The sequence below is a fragment of the Acetatifactor muris genome (genome assembly GCF_024623325.1).
GTDB classification, from domain to species: domain Bacteria; phylum Bacillota; class Clostridia; order Lachnospirales; family Lachnospiraceae; genus Acetatifactor; species Acetatifactor muris.
This window is the reverse complement of the sequence record NZ_JANJZD010000027.1, coordinates 38,719-56,290: the sequence shown is the minus strand read 5'-3', so window position 1 is coordinate 56,290 and position 17,572 is coordinate 38,719. Positions and strand designations below refer to the sequence as shown.

The window sequence follows — 17,572 nt, the reverse complement described above, 5'->3', positions numbered from 1 at the left end:
CTGTATGTTTGAATAAATCCATTATACCTTTTTTCCGATGATTACGCAAGGTAACAGTTCAGCCCCTCTGCCGCGAGAAAAAGATAGCAATTTTACGAGAAAGATAGTATAATAAAACTTTGATAATGAGATTTATGGCATAGCTATGATGAGAAGCGGTTACAAAAACAGAAATAAAGAAAGGTTAGATAAGAATGGACGACAGCAGAATCATAAAAACAGAGTATTCCGAGGAGATGCAGAAGTCATTTATTGACTATGCAATGAGCGTTATCATCGCCCGGGCGCTGCCTGACGTCAGAGACGGGCTGAAGCCTGTACAGCGCCGTACCCTGTACGACATGTATGAGCTTGGTATCCGCTATGACAGACCCTACAGAAAAAGCGCCCGTATTGTAGGGGATACTATGGGTAAATACCATCCCCACGGCGACAGCTCCATTTATGATGCGCTGGTGGTTATGACACAGGACTTCAAAAGAGGGCTTCCTCTGGTGGATGGTCACGGCAACTTCGGCAATATAGAAGGCGACGGCGCCGCTGCCATGCGTTATACAGAGGCCAGACTGCAGCGGGTGACACAGGAAGCCTTCCTGGGGGATCTGGATAAAGATGTGGTGGATTTTGTTCCCAATTTTGATGAGACAGAAAAAGAACCTTCAGTCCTGCCGGTGAAAATTCCCAATTTTCTCGTAAACGGCTCCGAGGGAATCGCAGTGGGAATGGCCACCAGCACACCTCCGCATAATCTGGGGGAGGTGATCGACGCCATGAAGGCCTGTATGCAGAATGATGCCATAACCACCGGAGAACTGATGCGCTACATCAAGGGGCCTGATTTCCCCACCGGCGGCATTGTCACCAATAAAGATGATCTGTTACAAATATATGAGACCGGCACCGGCAAGATCAAAGTGCGGGGTAAGGTAGAGTTTGAAAAGCAAAAGAGCGGCAAAATCAATGTGGTGATCACGGAAATCCCTTATCCTATGATCGGTATGAATATCGCAAAATTTCTGTCCGACGTGGCTGCGCTGGTGGAAACGAAAAAAACGGTGGATGTGACAGATATTTCGAATCAGTCCTCCAAGGAAGGCATCCGTATCGTCATTGAGCTTCGAAAGGATGCCGACGCAGAGAATTTTGTAAATCTGCTCTATAAAAAGACCAGGCTGGAGGATACTTTCGGTGTCAACATGCTTGCCATCTGCGACGGCAGGCCTGAAATCATGGGACTGAAGGAAGTCCTGAAAGCCAATCTGGATTTTCAGTTTCAGATTGCCACCAGAAAATATAATAATCTTCTGGCAAAGGAGCTGGACAGAAAGGAAGTTCAGGAGGGACTGATCAAGGCCTGTAATGTCATTGACCTGATCATAGAAATTCTGCGGGGATCCCGGGACAGAAATATGGCGAAAGCCTGTCTGGTGGAAGGAAAAACAGCAGGCATAAAGTTTAAGTCCAGAGAGTCCAGAATCATGGCAGAGCAGCTGGCCTTTACGGAGAAGCAGGCCAACGCCATACTGGAGATGCGGCTCTATAAATTAATCGGTCTGGAAATCGAGGCGCTGATAAAAGAACATGACGATACCATGGCAAATATCTACCGCTATGAAGATATTCTGGAGCGCAGAGACTCCATGGCACAGGTCATTGTCAACGAGCTGGACAGCTATAAAAAAGCCTATGCCCGAAAGAGAAGAACGGTCATTGAGAACGCCCGGGAAGCTGTCTATAAGGAAAAAGAAATAGAAGAAACAGATGTTGTATTTCTCATGGACCGTTTTGGATATGCCAAAACGGTGGATCTGGCTGTCTATGAGCGCAATAAGGAGGCGGCAGATGCGGAAAGCCGCTTTGTATTTCCCTGTAAAAATACAGGAAAAATCTGTCTCTTTACTTCTTCCGGACAGCTGCATACCATTAAGGTCATGGACATTCCATACGGAAGATTTCGTGACAAGGGAGTGCCGATTGACAATATCAGCAATTACAATTCCGAGAAAGAAGAGATTATCTGTATCACCAGTCAGACAGAGCTGAATCTGCGCCAGGTGGTCTTTGTGACGGCCCAGTCTATGGTAAAGCTGGTGAACGGAGGAGAATTTGATGTCTCCAAGCGCACAGTGGCAGCCACCAAACTGGGCGAGGACGACAGTGTGGTCAGTGTGATGCCTATTCTGGAACGAAACAGCATTGTGCTGCAAACAAAAGAAGGATACTTCCTGAAATTCCCGCTGGAGGAAATCCCGGAGAAGAAGAAGAATGCCCTGGGGGTCAGGGGAATGAAACTCGGCGTCAGAGATGCGGTGGAACAGGTGTATTACATTCAGAACACAGTGGAGACCTTTATTGAATATAAGGGGAAGCAGATTTCGCTCAATAAGCTGAAAACTGCAAAGCGAGACGGAAAAGGAACCAGGATCAAAGCATAGCTTCGAAATGAGGTGAACATATGAGAGTAATTGCCGGGACGGCGAGAAGTCTGCCGCTGAAAGCGCCCCAGGGGCTGGAAGTGAGGCCGACTACAGATAAAATCAGGGAAACGCTGTTTAATATGCTGCAATGGGATATACCGGGCAGTGTGTTTGTGGATTTGTTCAGCGGCAGCGGAGCTGTGGGGATTGAGGCGTTGAGCCGGGGGGCCGGGAAAGCATACTTTGTGGACAAGTCTCCCAGAGCAATATCCTGTATTCAGCAAAATCTTTCGTTTACGAAAACAGCGGATCGTGCTATAGTAATAAAACAGGATGTCTGTATCGCTCTGGAGAGTATCGGCAGGAGAGCGGGACAGGAGAAGGCTGATTTCATTTTCCTGGATCCTCCTTATGACTGCGGACTGGAGAGAGAGGTTCTTCGTGTCCTGAATCATGTGGCTTTAGCGGCAGAGAATACCGTTATCATTGTGGAAGCGTCCATGGGGACGGATTTTTCCTATGTTTCGGATCTTGGTTTTTCTGTCATCAGGGAAAAAAAGTATAAAACCAACAAACATTTATTTCTGAAGAAAGGAAATTTATCATGAAACGTGCCGTTTATCCCGGAAGCTTTGATCCTGTCACTTTCGGACATCTCGATGTCATCAGACGTGCTTCCGAAATGTTTGATGTATTGGTGGTCAGTGTTTTGAATAATAAAGTAAAGAGCCCGTTGTTTTCTGTGGAGGAACGTGTTAAGATATTGAAGGAAGCAACAAAAGAGATTCCCAATGTACAGGTGGACAGCTTTTCCGGTCTTCTGATTAACTATGCGGCTGAACATAACATGCATGTGGCCGTCAGAGGGCTGCGGGCGATTACGGACTTTGAATATGAACTGCAGATTGCCCAGACCAACAGAAAGCTGTCCAAAGGCGCGCTGGACACAGTGTTTCTCACGACAAGTCTGGAATACGCCTACTTAAGTTCTTCCAGTGTAAAGGAAATTGCAAGCTTCGGCGGAGACATCAGTGAATGTGTGCCTGAATTTGTGGCAAAGCTGATGAAGGAAAAGTACAGGGCATCTGTATTGTAAGAAGGTAACTGAATAAGGCGATTCATTTCGGAATAGGAGCGGCATTTATGAGCAGTAGAATTGAACAATTGATAGACGAATTAGAGGAATATATTGAAAGCTGTAAGCCTAAATTCATGTCCAGTTCGGAGATTATCGTAAATAAGGAAGAGATTGACGAACTGCTGCGTGAACTGCGCATGAAGACTCCCGATGAAATCAGAAGATACCAGAAGATCATCAGCAATAAAGAGGCAATTCTGAATGATGCCCGGGCCAAGGCACAGGCCCTGATTGACGAGGCTACAGTACATACCAATGAGCTGATCAGTGAACACGAAATCATGCAGCAGGCTTATGCGCAGGCAAATGGAATTGTGGCGACTGCCGCAAGGCAGGCGCAGGAGATCCTGGATAAAGCTACCATGGAGGCAAACGAGCTGCGCATGCAGGCTTCCCGGTATACGGAGGAACGGCTTGGGGAACTGGAGTCCATTGTCCTGTCTGCCATTCAGTCTTCCAGTACAAATTATGATAAACTGCTGGGCTCCCTTGGACAATATCGTGATTTAATTCAGTCCAATATCAGAGCGTTTCATCCTGTGGAAGATAGTCTGGATGGAATTTCCATGGACAAGCATTCCGATAATGACAGTCTGGATGTTTTGTAAGCTGTATTTCATATACCACAGATAAGAACCGGTTTTCATATGGGAGCTGGTTCTTTCCTGTATTTCAGTGACAGTAAGCAGAACCCGGTTCTGGGCTTTCAGGAAAGGATGATTTATGTATCGGTTTCTAATTACATTGCTAACCGTGATTATGACAGGACTGCTGATTCCTGTCCAGGCCTGTGCAGCGCCGAGACTGCAGGATACAGGCGGGAAAGTGATTATAGTAATAGACCCCGGACACGGAGGTAAAAACCAGGGGACTATAGAGAATAATCATGAAGAAAAGCAGATGACTCTGACCACCGCACTTGCCATGTATGAGGAACTGTCTCTTTACGATAATGTGGAGATATATATGACCCGCACGGAAGATGTGGATTTGTCCCTGAAAGAAAGAGCGGAGTTTGCATTATCAGTAGATGCGGATTTTCTGTTCAGCATCCACTACAATGCCTCGCTGAATCATGAATTGTTCGGTTCGGAAGTATGGGTGCCTTTGGAAGCGCCTTATAATACATACGGATACCAGTTCGGCCATGAATTTCTGTCGGCTATGAAGGAAAAGGGGCTGTTTGTGAGAGGCATTAAGACACGTCTGGGAGAAGATGGTCTGGACTATTATGGTATCATCAGAGAATCCGTGGAGCGGGAAATCCCGGCAGTGATTATGGAACATTGTCACGTGGACGAACCCCGGGATGCCTCCTTTTGTGACAGCGAGGAAAAGCTTCGAGAGTTCGGCCGGGCGGATGCGGAGGCTGTGGCAAAGTATTTCGGTCTGAAAAGCAGTGTGCTGAATGTGGATTATTCCGATTATCAGCTGACAGAGGCAGATGCCGCGTTTTCCAGGACAAAGGTAGACAGTACCGAACCGGATCTCTGTCTGCTGGATTTTCTGGAGGCTGACTATGAAAATGGGACCTTGAGCCTGGCGGTTTCGGCTGCCGATTACGATTCGCCCCTGTTGTATTACAGCTGCAGCACAGACGGCGGGAAGACTTACAGTGCCAGAGAAGGCTGGCCGGAGTGTGATACTCTGACAGGGGATTATCCGGATACCTTTACTTTGAATCTGGACATACAGCCGGGGACGGCGCCGAAAGTAATTGTTCGTGCCTATAACCAGTATGATTTATACACCGAGAGCAACTGTTACATCAGCCCCCAGGTATTTCCGTCTCAGCAGGAGGAAGCTTCGGCTGACCAGAATCCTGACAGCGGGGACGGAGAATCTGTTGAAGTTGTACCTGTGGGTGCGGATATAAATGTACAAAATACCGGAGAGGATGCGGACCGGGATGTGAGTTTTCTCGTTTTTCTGGAAATCTGCCTTGTCTTTGCAGCGCTTCTTCTCGTTCTTGTCATTGTTTCTCAGTGTATTGTGCGTCGAAACCGTAAAAAGAAAAGACTTCAGCGAAGGAAAGAGGCGGGGGATACAAGAAACCAGAAAAGGTAATAAATGCCGCCCAGCATTGTCAGGAACAGTTTGTGTCTGACAAAGGATCCAATGGATAAATCCGAATTGCCGATACAGTTATAGGTCTGGGCGATACAGGAAAAGCCGCCGAAAATCAGAGCCAGCAGACTGTACAGCGGTGCGGATGTGCCCAGCAGCTTCAGGCCCCCTGTAATCTCCAGCAGAGGAGACAGAAAAGGCAGCGGATGTCCCAACAGTATATGAGGAATCAGGTTCATCAGGTTAAACAGAATCATATATCCTCCCAGAGAAAGGATACTCTGAACAGAAGTATGAATGGAATTGTCTGTCTCCTCCAGAAGCTGTTCGGCAAAGGAACGTTTCGCGGGGGCGGCTTCACAGATGATAAGCTCGGAAAATTCCGGGTGAAAATGCCTTTTGGCAGGAGAACCTTCCGGTTCCCGGAATGGAGGCAAATCTTGAAATAAAGTGTAACGCAGGATAAAGCCATATAGCAGAGGAATTCCATACATACCAAACAAATAGGGAAGCACCAGTTTTCTGCCCAGAAGGGGCAGCACAAAGCTGCAAAAGTAGACAGGTCCGATATTATTGCAGAATGCAAGAAGATATTCGGCTTCTCTTCTGGAGATCATATCACGTATGTATAAATCATCCACGACTCTTGCACCCATGGGAAATCCGCAGAGAAATCCCATTAACATGGCATAGCATACATTTTTGCGAACTCGGAATACCGGTCTGACAACAGGGTAAATCACCATGGCCGCTTTGTCCGTCAATTTCATCCGCACCATAATCCCGGATAAAATCATAAAAGGCAGCAGAGACGGGATCATTTTCTGAAACCACAGTTCCAGTCCCATGGCCGCATAAATGAGACTGATTTGAGAATGTGTCAGAATACAGCCCAGCAATATCAGAAACGCAACAGTCAGTAATTTCATGAAAATCACTCCTTCTCTACAATGTATGTGAGCAGTCAGCGGATCATGCAAAAGGAATGAGTGCCCCGGAAAGGCGGTAATATGCGTCTTGATAAATTTCTGTGTGAAATGAATATGGGAACCAGAGGACAGGTAAAGGCATTTGTCCGTCAGGGAATGGTGACGGTAAACGGAAAGCCTGTAAAGTTTCCCGATGAAAAAATTGATGAGAACACGGATCAGGTCACTTTTAAGGGACAGTCTCTCCGATACCGGAAGTATGTGTATTATATGTTACACAAGCCGGAGGGTGTTGTCTCTGCCACCAATGACAACACAGCGGATACGGTTGTCTCATTGCTGGGGGAGGACAGGAGAAGGGACATTTTTCCCGTGGGAAGACTGGACAAGGATTCCACCGGCCTGCTTCTGCTCACCAATGACGGAGAGCTGGCTCATTTACTGTTGTCTCCGAAGCGACATGTGGATAAAACCTATCAGGTGACAGTGGAGCATTCTCTCACGCAGGAAGAGATAAGCAGACTGGAACAGGGACTGGATATCGGTGAAGAACATCTGACCCTTCCCGCCCGTGTCTCTGTGGGAACGGGCAGCATTATATATATCACGGTTCATGAAGGAAAGTTCCATCAGATCAAGCGTATGCTGCAGGCAGTGGACAATCGTGTACTGGCGCTGAAGCGGACTGAATTCGCCTGCCTGCAGTTGGATGAAAACCTGAAGCCCGGAGAATACAGAGCGCTTACGGAAACAGAAATACAAAAGCTGAAAAGTTTGGGAGGCTGCAAATGAGACATAAAATGTTGTGGGATATGGACGCCGTTATTTTCGATATGGATGGATCTCTGGTAGATTCCATGTGGCTCTGGAAAGCCATTGATATCGAGTACCTTGGGCGCTACGGGATCTCCCTGCCGGAGGATCTGCAATCCCGGATAGAAGGAATGAGCTTCAGTGAGACGGCCGTTTATTTTAAGGAGCATTTTCCCATACCGGATTCCCTGGAGGAAATCAAGGCTGCCTGGAACCGGATGGCATGGGATAAATATATGCATGAAGTGCCGCTGAAGCCCGGTATCCCGGAATTTCTGAACGGCTGCCGAGAAAACGGCATCAGACTGGGTATTGCCACAAGCAACTCCAGAGAGCTGGTGGAAAATGTTGCGGAGGTTCATAATCTGAGAGCGTATTTTACCAGTATTGTCACCGGCTGCGATGTGGCCAGGGGAAAGCCGTCGCCGGATATCTACCTGGAAGCAGCCAGGCAGTTGGAAGTGGCACCGGCAAGATGTCTGGTATTCGAGGATATTGTGCCGGGGATTCTCGCAGGAAAGAGCGCCGGCATGCGCGTCTGCGCTGTGGAAGACGCCTATTCTCTGCAGAGCAGAGAGGAGAAGAAAGCGCTGGCAGATTATTATATCAATGATTTCAGAGGCCTTTTTATCTCGGAGGGCTGAAACGGAGAGCGGAAGAAAGGGCAGTAAATTTCAGAAAGCAGGAGGGATGGATATGAATGTTGTCATCATAACAGGTGCTTCATCAGGTATCGGCAGAGAATTTATGCTGCAGATGGATTCCTTTTTCGACAATATAGATGAGTTCTGGCTGATTGCCAGAAGACGTGACAGAATGGAAGAGATGGCGGAAACTCTGACACACAGAACGAGAATTTTCGCTTTGGATGTCACAAAAGAGCTGAACTCTCTGAAGCAGGCGTTGCTGCGGCACAGAGCAGTAGTCAGAATGCTGATTAACTGTGCGGGATATGGCATTATGGGAAGCTTTTCGGAGCAGGATGCGGATATGGAACTGGGAATGATTCGGCTGAACTGCCAGGCCCTCACCGGTATAACCCACTGTGTGCTTCCCTATATGCGGCGAAACAGTCGTATCATTCAGATCGCCTCCAGCGCCGCATTTCTGCCGCAGCCTGATTTTGCGGTATATGCGGCTACAAAGGCTTATGTGCTGAGTTTTTCCAGGGCGCTGGGGGAAGAATTGAAGCCTGCCGGCATTTATGTTACCTGTGTGTGTCCGGGGCCGGTGGACACACCTTTTTTCGAGCTGGCGGAAGCCACAGGCTCCACGCTTTCCATAAAGAAATATACCATGGTTACGCCGGAGAGGGTAGTGCGGCTTGCCCTGAAGGATGCTTACCACAGACGTTCCATGTCAGTCTGCGGCCTGCCCATGAAAGCATTTCTGCTGCTTTCCAAAGCAGTGCCTCATAAAGTGCTTCTGGAGCTTACAAATCAGATGAAAAAGAAAGGACTGTAAAGATGCAGCTGAAACGAATGTTTTCCACCGGCAGTGTAAAAGGGACCAAAAACTATCTGCGCACTCAGAAAAAATATGAAGTGATCCGCACCATCATTTATTTTGCCATTTCCATTTCCCTTTTTACAGCCGGTTATCTTCAGACGGGAAGAAGAGCGAATCTGCTGAGTATTGTAGCTGTTCTGGGTTGTCTTCCCGCCAGTAAAAGTGCGGTAAGCGCGGTGATGTTTCTGCGGTTCAAAAGCTGCAAAGCACAGGCAGCCGCCGAAATCGAGGAGCACAGTCAGGGGCTGCGCTGCCTGTACGATATGGTTTTCACCTCTTACAGGAGAAATTTCGTGGTCAGCCATCTGGCGGTCTGCGGCAATACAGTCTGCGGCTATGCGGAAAGAACGGATTTTGCGGAAAACGAGTTCAATAAACATATCAGTGAAATCCTGAAACTGGACGGACATAAAAATGTCACGGTAAAAATCTTTACCAGTTTGCCGCGCTACTGGGAACGGCTGGAACAGATGAAGGAACTGACAGCTGAAGTGGCCCGGACGGAAGCAGTGATTGCTTCGCTGAAAAGTGTTGCACTCTGACAGGCTGTCGCCAGAATGGGAATGGGGGAGAGAAAACGATGCACTCCTGTAAAATAGAGAGAAATCAGGCCGGACAGCGGCTGGATAAATTTCTGCGCAAGCTTCTTCCCGAGGCAGGTAACAGCTTTCTGTATAAAATGCTTCGTAAAAAAAACATTACACTCAACGGAAAAAAAGCGGAAGGCAATGAGATTCTTGCGCTGAATGACGAGGTTAAACTTTTTTTCTCCGAGGAAACCTTTGCTAAATTTTCAGGTCAGCCTTCGTTTTCGGGGCCGCCTTCGGAGACCGGGAAAGCTCTCCCTGGCGGCAGGGTCACTTCGCAAGTCAGAGAATATGAGAATGCGTTTGCCAGACTTCAGGGAATTACCATATTGTACGAAGATGAGGACTGTCTGATTGTGAATAAACCCTGCGGTATTCTGACACAGAAAGCCGTCCGTACAGATATCAGCATAAATGAATGGCTGGCGGGGTATCTGTTACAGAAGAATCCCGCATTTGGAGAGGAGCTTTCCACCTTTCGTCCTTCCGTCTGCAACCGTCTGGACAGAAATACCAGCGGAATTGTGCTCTGCGGAAAAAGTCTGCCGGGACTGCAATCTCTGAGCAGCATAATCCGGGAACGGAGAATCCGCAAATTCTATCGTACCATCTGCGTGGGAGCTTTGAAGGAGGCTGTGAACATACAGGGTTACCTGGTAAAAAACAGCGTCGAAAACCGTGTGACGGTTTCCGGCAGCCCCTCTTCCCAGGCTCCGGACGAAAAAGCATCTCCCATCCATACGGTATGCTCGCCCATTCTTGTCACAGATGCGTTCACACTGCTGGAAGTGGAACTGATTACCGGAAAAAGCCATCAGATACGTGCCCACCTGGCTCAAATCGGCCATCCGCTGGCAGGAGATCACAAATACGGAAAAGCCTCCGTAAACCGAATGCTGAAGGGAAAATACGGTCTGGAACATCATCTGCTTCACGCCTGCAGAGTCACTTTTCCGGAAACCTTAAGGGAATCAGCTGATAATCTGAGCGGAAAAAGTATCTGTGCGCCCTGTCCGGCATTATTTACGGAACTGGAAGACAAACTGTTTGGAAGGTGAGTTATGGCTACATGGAATTCCAGAGGCCTGCGCGGGTCCACACTGGAGGATATGATTAACAGAACAAATGATAAGTATTCCGATGCCGGTCTTGCGCTGATTCAGAAGGTGCCCACACCCATTACTCCTATTAAGATGGACAGGGAACATCGCCAGATTACGCTGGCCTACTTTGAGCAGAAAAGTACGGTAGACTATATCGGTGCGGTGCAGGGAATTCCCGTATGCTTCGATGCAAAGGAATGTGCCGTGGATACTTTTGCCCTGCAGAATATTCATGAACATCAGGTGACTTTCATGGAGAAATTCGAAAAACAGGGAGGAATCGCTTTTTTTCTGATTTATTACACCCATAAGGATATTCTGTATTATCTGCCTCTTCAGATGCTGCTTTTTTTCTGGAACCGTGCAAAAGAAGGCGGCCGAAAAAGCTTTCGATACGAAGAACTGAATCCGGAATATATTTTGCCCAGGAAGCATGGAATTATGGTTCCCTATCTGGATATGCTGCAAAAGGATTTGGAGGACAGGGCTTGACAGTAAATTTTTTTTTCGCTATACTACAAACAATTTGATTCACTGTTGTAGCAGCGCGTTACTCTGGTAAAGTCCCGTGGAAACGTCGCTGAGACAACAGGATTTTCTGTGCAGATGAGAAAGGCGCAGACAGCAGAGAAAGGCAGACAACTTCATGAGTCAGAAACTGTTACATACGCCGGAGGGCGTTCGCGATATCTATGGCAGAGAGTACGCCAGAAAGTTATCTGTGGAAAACAGTCTGAAAGAAAGCATTCGCCTCTATGGCTATGAGGAGATTCAGACACCAACTTTTGAATTTTTTGATGTGTTTTCCAGAGAAATCGGCACGACGCCAAGCAAGGAGCTTTATAAATTCTTCGATAAGGAAGGCAATACGCTGGTGCTTCGTCCTGATTTTACCCCTTCCATAGCCCGATGTGCCGCAAAATATTTCTGTGAGGAGCAGGTTCCCTTACGTTTCAGCTATATGGGAAATACCTTTACAAACACCTCCAATCTTCAGGGAAAGCTGAAGGAAGTGACCCAGCTGGGAGCGGAACTTGTCAATGAGCCCTCCATGGAAGCGGACGCGGAGATTCTCAGTCTGGTGATTCGGGCACTGCTGAACACGGGTTTAAAGCGGTTCCAGATAGCCATCGGAGATGTGGAATATTTTAAGGGACTTTGCGAAGAGGCAGGACTGGATGAGGAGACGGAACTGGATTTGAGAGCGCTGATCTCCGGGAAAAATTATTTTGCCGCCCAGGAGCTTTTGCAGGAGCGCAATGTGGAAGAGCCTTACAGGAGCAGGCTGCTGAAAGTGGCAGATCTGTTCGGCGATCTGGGGTCTCTTTCCGGCGCCGGCGCCATGGCCTGCAATCCCCGTTCCCTTTCCGCCATCCGCAGACTGGAAGAACTGTATTCCCTTCTGAAGCTGTATGGGACAGCCGACTATGTCTCTTTTGATTTGGGAATGTTGAGCAAATACAGATATTATACGGGAATGATTTTTAAGGCTTATACTTACGGAGTGGGGGAAGCCATTGTGAAAGGCGGCAGATATGATAAACTGCTGCAGCAATTCGGAAAGCCGGCCCCGGCGGTGGGGTTTGTCATGGTAGTTGACAGTATTCTGGAGGCGCTTTCCGGTCAGAATATTGAGATTGCGGTCACCGAACCGCCCCGGAAGCTTTACTACCGCCCCGGGGATTACAGAGAGAAGCTGGCCGAGGCACAGGCGCTTCGAGGCCGGGGAATATCGGCGGCACTGATTCCGGCAGAATCTGGAGGTGTGTCCAATGAGTGAGAACAGATACCTGACTTTTGCTCTGACAAAAGGACGGCTTGCAAATCAGACCCTGGCTTTGTTCGAAGAAGCCGGCATCTTCTGTGAGGAAATGAAGGATAAAACATCCCGGAAGCTGATTTTTGTGAACGAGGAGCAGAAGCTGAAATTTTTTCTGGCAAAAGGCCCGGATGTGCCCACCTATGTGGAATACGGCGCCGCCGACATCGGCATTGTGGGCAGAGATACCATTCTGGAAGAGAACCGGAATGTATATGAAGTGCTGGATCTGGGATTCGGCAAATGCCGTATGTGCGTGTGTGGTCCGGCTTGTGCAGGAGACCTTCTGCTGCATCACGAGCGTATCCGGGTATCCAGCAAATATCCGAATATTGCCAAAGACTACTTTTACAATAAAAAGCATCAAACCGTGGACATCATCAAGCTGAACGGCTCGGTGGAGCTGGGACCGCTGGCAGGACTGTCGGAAGTGATCGTGGATATTGTGGAAACCGGTTCCACACTGCGGGAAAATGGTCTGGAAGTATTGGAAGAAATCTGTACTCTGTCCGCGCGGATGATTGTAAATCCGGTGAGTATGCAGATGGACAGGGCGAGAATTCAGGCGCTGGTGACAGGACTTCGGCGTAAGCTGGAGGAGGAATCCCACAGAGCTGACTGAAACGCTGTGCGGCCGGAATTCCTGCGGCTGCATATGGAATGTGGGCATGAAAGAAAAGAGGCACAAAATGAGAATTGTAAAATTGACACCTGAAACCAGAACCAATCTGCTGAATGATTTGCTGAAGAGAAGTCCGAATCATTATTCTGAATATGAAAAAACGGTAAATGAAATACTGGAGAATGTCCGGAAGAAAGGGGACCAGGCTTTATTTGCATATACGAAGAAATATGACGGCTTTGCTCTGGATGCCGACAATATTCTGGTGAAGGAGGCGGAAATCCAGAAGGCCTGCGACAGTCTGGACGGGAACCTTCTTCAGGTCATCCGGCGTTCCGCCGAGAATATCCGGGCGTTTCATCAGAAACAGCTTCGGTGCAGCTGGTTTGATACCAGAGAGGACGGCAGTCTCCTGGGAATGAAATTTACTCCTGTGGAGAGAGCCGGGGTTTATGTCCCGGGCGGGAAGGCTGCGTATCCTTCCAGTGTGCTGATGAATGTGATTCCGGCCAGAGTTGCCGGCGTAAAAGAGATTATCATGACGACTCCTCCCGGGGCAGACGGTAAAATAAATCCGGGAACTCTGGCGGCGGCGCATATTGCCGGAGTGGATAAAATCTATAAAGCCGGCGGAGCACAGGCGGTGGCCGCCATGGCTTTCGGAACGGCATCCATTCCCAAAGTGGACAAGCTCACCGGGCCCGGCAACATTTTCGTGGCTCTGGCGAAAAAAGCCGTATATGGTTACGTGGGAATCGACTCTGTCGCCGGTCCCAGTGAGATTCTGGTACTGGCGGACGAGACGGCCAACCCCAGATATGTGGCTGCGGACCTTCTGTCTCAGGCGGAACATGATGAACTGGCCAGCGCCATTTTAATCACCACCTCAAAGGAACTGGCAGAGCAGGTTTCAACAGAGGCTGAGGCCTTTGCAGGAAAACTGTCCAGAAGCGAGATCATCCGGAAGTCTCTGGACAATTATGGTTATATCCTGGTGGCGGAAACCATGGAGGATGCCATAGATGCCGCCAATGAGATTGCGTCGGAGCATCTGGAGATTCTGACGGCAAATCCCTATGAAGTGATGGCGAAAATCCGGAACGCCGGAGCCATCTTCCTGGGAGAATACTCCTCGGAGCCTCTGGGCGATTACTTTGCCGGGCCGAATCATATCCTTCCTACCAACGGCACCGCGAAATTTTTCTCTCCCCTGAATGTGGAGGATTTTATGAAGAAGACCAGCATTATTTCCTACTCCGCACAGGCGCTGGAAAAAGTACACAAAGAAATTGAACTTTTCGCCGAAAGCGAGGGGTTGACAGCTCATGCCAACAGCATAAAAGTGAGATTTGAGTAATCAGGCAAAGCGGAACCGGTTCAAATGGAAGAGACAGGAACTGAATGAGGAGAGCAAAATGAGAACGGCATCTGTTGACAGAACCACAAAGGAAACGGACATTTCCATCACATTGAATCTGGACGGAACAGGGATATCGGAGATTTCCACAGGTATTGGCTTTTTTGACCATATGCTGGAAGGATTTTCCAGACATGGTTTCTTTGATCTGAAATGTCAGGTCAAAGGAGATCTGCATGTGGACGGTCATCACACGGTGGAAGACACCGGCATTGTGCTGGGACAGGCCCTGGCAAAAGCCCTGGGTGATAAGAAGGGAATCCGCAGATACGGATATTTTATTCTGCCTATGGACGATGCGCTGGCGCTGTGTGCCGTGGATCTCAGCGGACGGCCTTTTTTACAGTTTGACTGTGACTTTCCCGCAGAGCGGGTGGGCGGGCTGGATACGGAACTGGTGAGAGAATTTTTCTATGCGGTATCCTACAGCGCCGGTATGAATCTCCACATTCGACTGCTGAGCGGCAGCAATGCCCATCATATGGCAGAAGCCATATTCAAGGCATTTGCGAAAGCGCTGGACCAGGCGGTGGAAACAGACCCACGCATCAGAGATGTACTCAGCACAAAGGGAATGCTGTAAATTCTGAACGATTATCATAAACTACTGAGAAAGAAGTGTGTAGGCACGGAGGAATACAATGATTGTCAAGAAATTTGTACCCTGTATTTATCTTTATAACGGTCATGCGGTAAGGCGGCTGAATGACCCTTCCGTCGTAGAGACGGATCCGCTTCGTCTGGTGCGCTTCTACAATGAAAACAACGCAGACGGATTGATTGTGTTTGACATGTCCGATACCGACGAAGCTCATGAGGAAGCCCTGGATGTGATCAAGGAAATCTGCGGGGCTGCGGAAATGGATGTAATCGGGGCAGGCAATATCAGGCGGATGGAAGATGTCAAGAAGCTGTTATATGCGGGCTGCAGAAAAGCGATTCTGGATTACAGCAGGGAGAGCAATGTGGCTGTCACAGAGGAAGTGTCCCTGAAATTCGGCAGAGATAAGATTCTTGCTTCTTATAGAACTGTGGAGGAGATTTCCGGACGGAAAGAATTGCTGGAGAAATACGTATCCGCGCTTCTCCTGCTGAATCCACATCAGATCAGAGAGACAGAGAAAATAACGGAGCTGCCTTTTTTTGTAGAGGTAAATCAGATTGCGCTGAACAAACTGATGGAGATTTTCGCCTATAAAAATGTCTGTGGTGTTACAGGCAACACCATCAATGACAATTATCGTGATATTCCGGCCCTCAAGAATCTGTGTAAGGAAAATAACATTCTGGTGGAAACCTTTGAAGCTGCCTTTCAGTGGGCGGATTTCCGGAAAAACAGCGATGGACTTGTGCCTGTGATTGTGCAGGATTATCGCACCGGAGAAGTTTTGATGATGGCTTATATGGATGAAGAGGCCTATCAGGAGACCATTGGCTCCGGACGGATGCATTATTACAGCAGAAGCCGCCGCACACTCTGGCTGAAGGGAGAAACCAGCGGGCATTTCCAGTATGTGAAAAGCCTGGCCGCAGACTGTGATATGGACACCATTCTGGCTAAAGTTTCTCAGGTGGGAGCTGCCTGCCACACAGGGGCGAGAAGCTGCTTCTTCAATGAAATTACCAGAAAAGAATATGAAGAAACCAATAACCCTCTGCAGGTCCTGGGAGAAGTTCTGGACATTATCAGAGACAGAAAAATCCATCCCAAAGAGGGGTCATATACCAATTACCTTTTTGAGAAGGGCCTGGACAAGATTCTGAAGAAGCTTGGGGAAGAGGCAACGGAAATTGTGATTGCTGCCAAAAATCCCAACGCCAATGAAGTAAAATACGAAATGAGCGATTTCCTTTACCATATGATGGTGCTGATGGCAGAAAAGGATATCAGCTGGGAAGAGCTTGCCGCCGAGCTTGCCAATCGGTGATATTAAAGAGTTATCCGTGTCTGATTTTATAAATAATATATAAATTTCCTTAAAATTTTCAGGAGATTCTAAAGAAATTCTTTTGAAAAAATAAAAAACTATTGAAAACGCCATACAGTTATGATAGGATAGGTATGGCAAGTAATAATTTTACTGGTTGGTGAATATCTTGAAAAAACTGAAAGAAGCAGTTATTCTTCTGACCGGACTGGGACTTGTCCTTATATTTACCACCATCAGCGGAATCGGTTGTCCGATTAAATGGCTGACGGGAGTCAGCTGCGCCGGGTGCGGAATGACAAGGGCAGTATTTTATGCAGTTCAGTTTCAGTTCGGTAAAGCACTCCATTATCATCCACTATTCTGGATGCTGCCTTTCCTGGTACTGCTGTATCTGTTCTGGGAAAAAATCCCTGCAAAACCTCGAAAAGGCATATTATGGGCAGTGATATTTTTGTTTGGAGCGGTTTATTTTGTTCGGATGTTTCTGCCGGGCGATTACATAGTTACCGCAGATTTAAGATCAGGTATCATTGTTCGACTGTGGAATACTTTCACAGGGCGGTCCGCAGGAGCGGCAGGCTTCTGAAATCCTGCAGGACTTTAATCAGCAGCGGTCTGAGCACACTGAGTAAGGTGCTTTGAGAACGCTGCAGAATAAAATCAGGAAGAGAGAAATGAAAATCAAAGAGGATCGATCTTTAGGAATGTACATTATTCTGTCACTTGTCACATGTGGAATTTACAGCTATTATTTCCTGTATACCATGGCACAGGATGCGAATACTGTCTGTGCCGGAGACGGGAAGCAGACAGCGGGTCTGGTTGCCTTTATCCTGCTGTCACTGTGTACCTGCGGAATTTATGCCTGGTTCTGGTACTATGGACTGGGGAACAGGCTGGCGGAAAATGCGCCCCGTTACGGACTTACCTTTACGGAAAACGGCACCACTGTATTGATGTGGCTGATTTTCGGTTCGTTCCTGTGCGGAATTGGTCAGTTTGTGGCAATGCACATTCTGATCAAAAATATGAACCAGCTGGCTCATGCTTACAATACGCAGCATTGACCATAAATTGTGTTTTGCCAATCATTAAATTATCCCAGGATAAAGCTTGCTGATATACAGAAAACAGGTCAAAAGTGACACAGACTTTTGGCCTGTTTTTGGCAGTAAGGCGCTATGAAAACATAATAACGTAAAAAAGCTGCCGATAAACGG

At 47.9% G+C, this 17,572-nt stretch carries 19 protein-coding genes; 18 read left to right on the top strand and 1 reads right to left on the bottom strand.

Going from position 1 to position 17,572, the window contains the following annotated elements:
• Positions 1-194 precede the first annotated feature (194 nt).
• The 5 genes from NSB25_RS21285 to NSB25_RS21265 all read left to right on the top strand — a co-directional run bounded on the left by NSB25_RS21285 (position 195) and on the right by NSB25_RS21265 (position 5,622).
• The gene (locus NSB25_RS21285; protein WP_103241519.1) at positions 195-2,435 is read left to right on the top strand and encodes a DNA gyrase/topoisomerase IV subunit A; all 2,241 of its coding nucleotides are present in this window, start codon (positions 195-197) and stop codon (positions 2,433-2,435) included.
• A 20-nt stretch (positions 2,436-2,455) separates the two neighbouring features.
• Positions 2,456-3,025, top strand: coding sequence for a 16S rRNA (guanine(966)-N(2))-methyltransferase RsmD (gene rsmD, locus NSB25_RS21280; RefSeq protein WP_103241520.1), 570 nt, complete (start codon positions 2,456-2,458; stop codon positions 3,023-3,025).
• Positions 3,022-3,513 carry a pantetheine-phosphate adenylyltransferase gene (coaD, locus tag NSB25_RS21275; protein WP_103241521.1) on the top strand — a complete coding sequence of 164 codons (492 nt, stop codon included), beginning with the start codon at positions 3,022-3,024 and terminating at the stop codon, positions 3,511-3,513. The genes rsmD and coaD overlap by 4 nt, the downstream gene beginning before the upstream one ends.
• 47 nt (positions 3,514-3,560) lie before the next feature.
• Entirely contained in the window at positions 3,561-4,163 is a 603-nt protein-coding gene (locus tag NSB25_RS21270; RefSeq protein WP_103241522.1) for a hypothetical protein, read from the top strand.
• A gap of 115 nt (positions 4,164-4,278) precedes the next feature.
• Entirely contained in the window at positions 4,279-5,622 is a 1,344-nt protein-coding gene (locus tag NSB25_RS21265) for an N-acetylmuramoyl-L-alanine amidase family protein (protein WP_103241523.1), read from the top strand.
• Here the strand turns inward: NSB25_RS21265 and NSB25_RS21260 are convergent.
• Positions 5,577-6,551 carry a hypothetical protein gene (locus tag NSB25_RS21260; protein WP_103241524.1) on the bottom strand — a complete coding sequence of 325 codons (975 nt, stop codon included), beginning with the start codon at positions 6,549-6,551 and terminating at the stop codon, positions 5,577-5,579. The genes NSB25_RS21265 and NSB25_RS21260 overlap by 46 nt on opposite strands.
• 81 nt (positions 6,552-6,632) lie before the next feature.
• Between NSB25_RS21260 and NSB25_RS21255 the strand changes: the two genes are divergently transcribed.
• The 13 genes from NSB25_RS21255 to NSB25_RS21195 all read left to right on the top strand — a co-directional run bounded on the left by NSB25_RS21255 (position 6,633) and on the right by NSB25_RS21195 (position 17,419).
• Positions 6,633-7,343 (top strand): pseudouridine synthase, encoded by a 711-nt coding sequence (locus tag NSB25_RS21255; RefSeq protein ID WP_103241557.1) that lies wholly within the window; start codon positions 6,633-6,635, stop codon positions 7,341-7,343.
• 8 nt (positions 7,344-7,351) lie between these two features.
• The gene (locus tag NSB25_RS21250; RefSeq protein WP_103241558.1) at positions 7,352-8,008 is read left to right on the top strand and encodes an HAD family hydrolase; all 657 of its coding nucleotides are present in this window, start codon (positions 7,352-7,354) and stop codon (positions 8,006-8,008) included.
• 52 nt (positions 8,009-8,060) lie between these two features.
• On the top strand, positions 8,061-8,828 hold the full coding sequence (locus tag NSB25_RS21245) for an SDR family NAD(P)-dependent oxidoreductase (RefSeq protein WP_103241559.1): 768 nt from the start codon (positions 8,061-8,063) through the stop codon (positions 8,826-8,828).
• A gap of 2 nt (positions 8,829-8,830) precedes the next feature.
• Entirely contained in the window at positions 8,831-9,415 is a 585-nt protein-coding gene (locus NSB25_RS21240) for a hypothetical protein (protein ID WP_103241525.1), read from the top strand.
• Positions 9,416-9,453: 38 nt separating this feature from the next.
• Positions 9,454-10,518, top strand: a complete 1,065-nt coding sequence (locus NSB25_RS21235) for an RluA family pseudouridine synthase (RefSeq protein WP_172455234.1) — start codon at positions 9,454-9,456, stop codon at positions 10,516-10,518.
• A gap of 3 nt (positions 10,519-10,521) precedes the next feature.
• On the top strand, positions 10,522-11,055 hold the full coding sequence (locus NSB25_RS21230) for a Holliday junction resolvase RecU (RefSeq protein ID WP_103241526.1): 534 nt from the start codon (positions 10,522-10,524) through the stop codon (positions 11,053-11,055).
• A 154-nt stretch (positions 11,056-11,209) separates the two neighbouring features.
• Entirely contained in the window at positions 11,210-12,343 is a 1,134-nt protein-coding gene (gene hisZ, locus NSB25_RS21225; RefSeq protein ID WP_103241527.1) for an ATP phosphoribosyltransferase regulatory subunit, read from the top strand.
• Positions 12,336-13,004: an ATP phosphoribosyltransferase gene (gene hisG / locus NSB25_RS21220; protein ID WP_103241528.1), complete on the top strand. Its 669-nt coding sequence runs from the start codon at positions 12,336-12,338 to the stop codon at positions 13,002-13,004. The genes hisZ and hisG overlap by 8 nt, the downstream gene beginning before the upstream one ends.
• A gap of 67 nt (positions 13,005-13,071) precedes the next feature.
• Complete coding sequence (hisD, locus tag NSB25_RS21215) at positions 13,072-14,361, top strand: histidinol dehydrogenase (RefSeq protein WP_103241560.1); 1,290 nt, start codon at positions 13,072-13,074, stop codon at positions 14,359-14,361.
• Positions 14,362-14,419: 58 nt separating this feature from the next.
• Complete coding sequence (gene hisB, locus NSB25_RS21210) at positions 14,420-15,004, top strand: imidazoleglycerol-phosphate dehydratase HisB (protein WP_103241561.1); 585 nt, start codon at positions 14,420-14,422, stop codon at positions 15,002-15,004.
• Between the two features lie 58 nt (positions 15,005-15,062).
• Positions 15,063-16,349, top strand: coding sequence for a bifunctional phosphoribosyl-AMP cyclohydrolase/phosphoribosyl-ATP diphosphatase HisIE (gene hisIE / locus NSB25_RS21205; protein WP_103241529.1), 1,287 nt, complete (start codon positions 15,063-15,065; stop codon positions 16,347-16,349).
• Positions 16,350-16,518: 169 nt separating this feature from the next.
• The gene (locus NSB25_RS21200) at positions 16,519-16,938 is read left to right on the top strand and encodes a DUF2752 domain-containing protein (protein ID WP_146040148.1); all 420 of its coding nucleotides are present in this window, start codon (positions 16,519-16,521) and stop codon (positions 16,936-16,938) included.
• Positions 16,939-17,026: 88 nt separating this feature from the next.
• Positions 17,027-17,419, top strand: a complete 393-nt coding sequence (locus NSB25_RS21195; RefSeq protein WP_103241531.1) for a DUF4234 domain-containing protein — start codon at positions 17,027-17,029, stop codon at positions 17,417-17,419.
• Positions 17,420-17,572 lie beyond the last annotated feature (153 nt).

What these genes read in the sequence shown, in the direction of transcription:
- hisD (WP_103241560.1), top strand. Translation starts at nt 13,072, where the DNA reads ATGAGAATTGTAAAATTGACACCTGAAACCAGAACCAATCTGCTGAAT.
- NSB25_RS21270 (WP_103241522.1), top strand. Translation starts at nt 3,561, where the DNA reads ATGAGCAGTAGAATTGAACAATTGATAGACGAATTAGAGGAATATATT.
- NSB25_RS21195 (WP_103241531.1), top strand. Translation starts at nt 17,027, where the DNA reads ATGAAAATCAAAGAGGATCGATCTTTAGGAATGTACATTATTCTGTCA.
- hisZ (WP_103241527.1), top strand. Translation starts at nt 11,210, where the DNA reads ATGAGTCAGAAACTGTTACATACGCCGGAGGGCGTTCGCGATATCTAT.
- NSB25_RS21265 (WP_103241523.1), top strand. Translation starts at nt 4,279, where the DNA reads ATGTATCGGTTTCTAATTACATTGCTAACCGTGATTATGACAGGACTG.
- rsmD (WP_103241520.1), top strand. Translation starts at nt 2,456, where the DNA reads ATGAGAGTAATTGCCGGGACGGCGAGAAGTCTGCCGCTGAAAGCGCCC.
- NSB25_RS21230 (WP_103241526.1), top strand. Translation starts at nt 10,522, where the DNA reads ATGGCTACATGGAATTCCAGAGGCCTGCGCGGGTCCACACTGGAGGAT.
- coaD (WP_103241521.1), top strand. Translation starts at nt 3,022, where the DNA reads ATGAAACGTGCCGTTTATCCCGGAAGCTTTGATCCTGTCACTTTCGGA.
- NSB25_RS21285 (WP_103241519.1), top strand. Translation starts at nt 195, where the DNA reads ATGGACGACAGCAGAATCATAAAAACAGAGTATTCCGAGGAGATGCAG.
- NSB25_RS21260 (WP_103241524.1), bottom strand. Translation starts at nt 6,551, where the DNA reads ATGAAATTACTGACTGTTGCGTTTCTGATATTGCTGGGCTGTATTCTG.
- hisIE (WP_103241529.1), top strand. Translation starts at nt 15,063, where the DNA reads ATGATTGTCAAGAAATTTGTACCCTGTATTTATCTTTATAACGGTCAT.
- NSB25_RS21255 (WP_103241557.1), top strand. Translation starts at nt 6,633, where the DNA reads ATGCGTCTTGATAAATTTCTGTGTGAAATGAATATGGGAACCAGAGGA.
- NSB25_RS21240 (WP_103241525.1), top strand. Translation starts at nt 8,831, where the DNA reads ATGCAGCTGAAACGAATGTTTTCCACCGGCAGTGTAAAAGGGACCAAA.
- NSB25_RS21250 (WP_103241558.1), top strand. Translation starts at nt 7,352, where the DNA reads ATGTTGTGGGATATGGACGCCGTTATTTTCGATATGGATGGATCTCTG.
- hisG (WP_103241528.1), top strand. Translation starts at nt 12,336, where the DNA reads ATGAGTGAGAACAGATACCTGACTTTTGCTCTGACAAAAGGACGGCTT.
- NSB25_RS21245 (WP_103241559.1), top strand. Translation starts at nt 8,061, where the DNA reads ATGAATGTTGTCATCATAACAGGTGCTTCATCAGGTATCGGCAGAGAA.
- NSB25_RS21235 (WP_172455234.1), top strand. Translation starts at nt 9,454, where the DNA reads ATGCACTCCTGTAAAATAGAGAGAAATCAGGCCGGACAGCGGCTGGAT.
- hisB (WP_103241561.1), top strand. Translation starts at nt 14,420, where the DNA reads ATGAGAACGGCATCTGTTGACAGAACCACAAAGGAAACGGACATTTCC.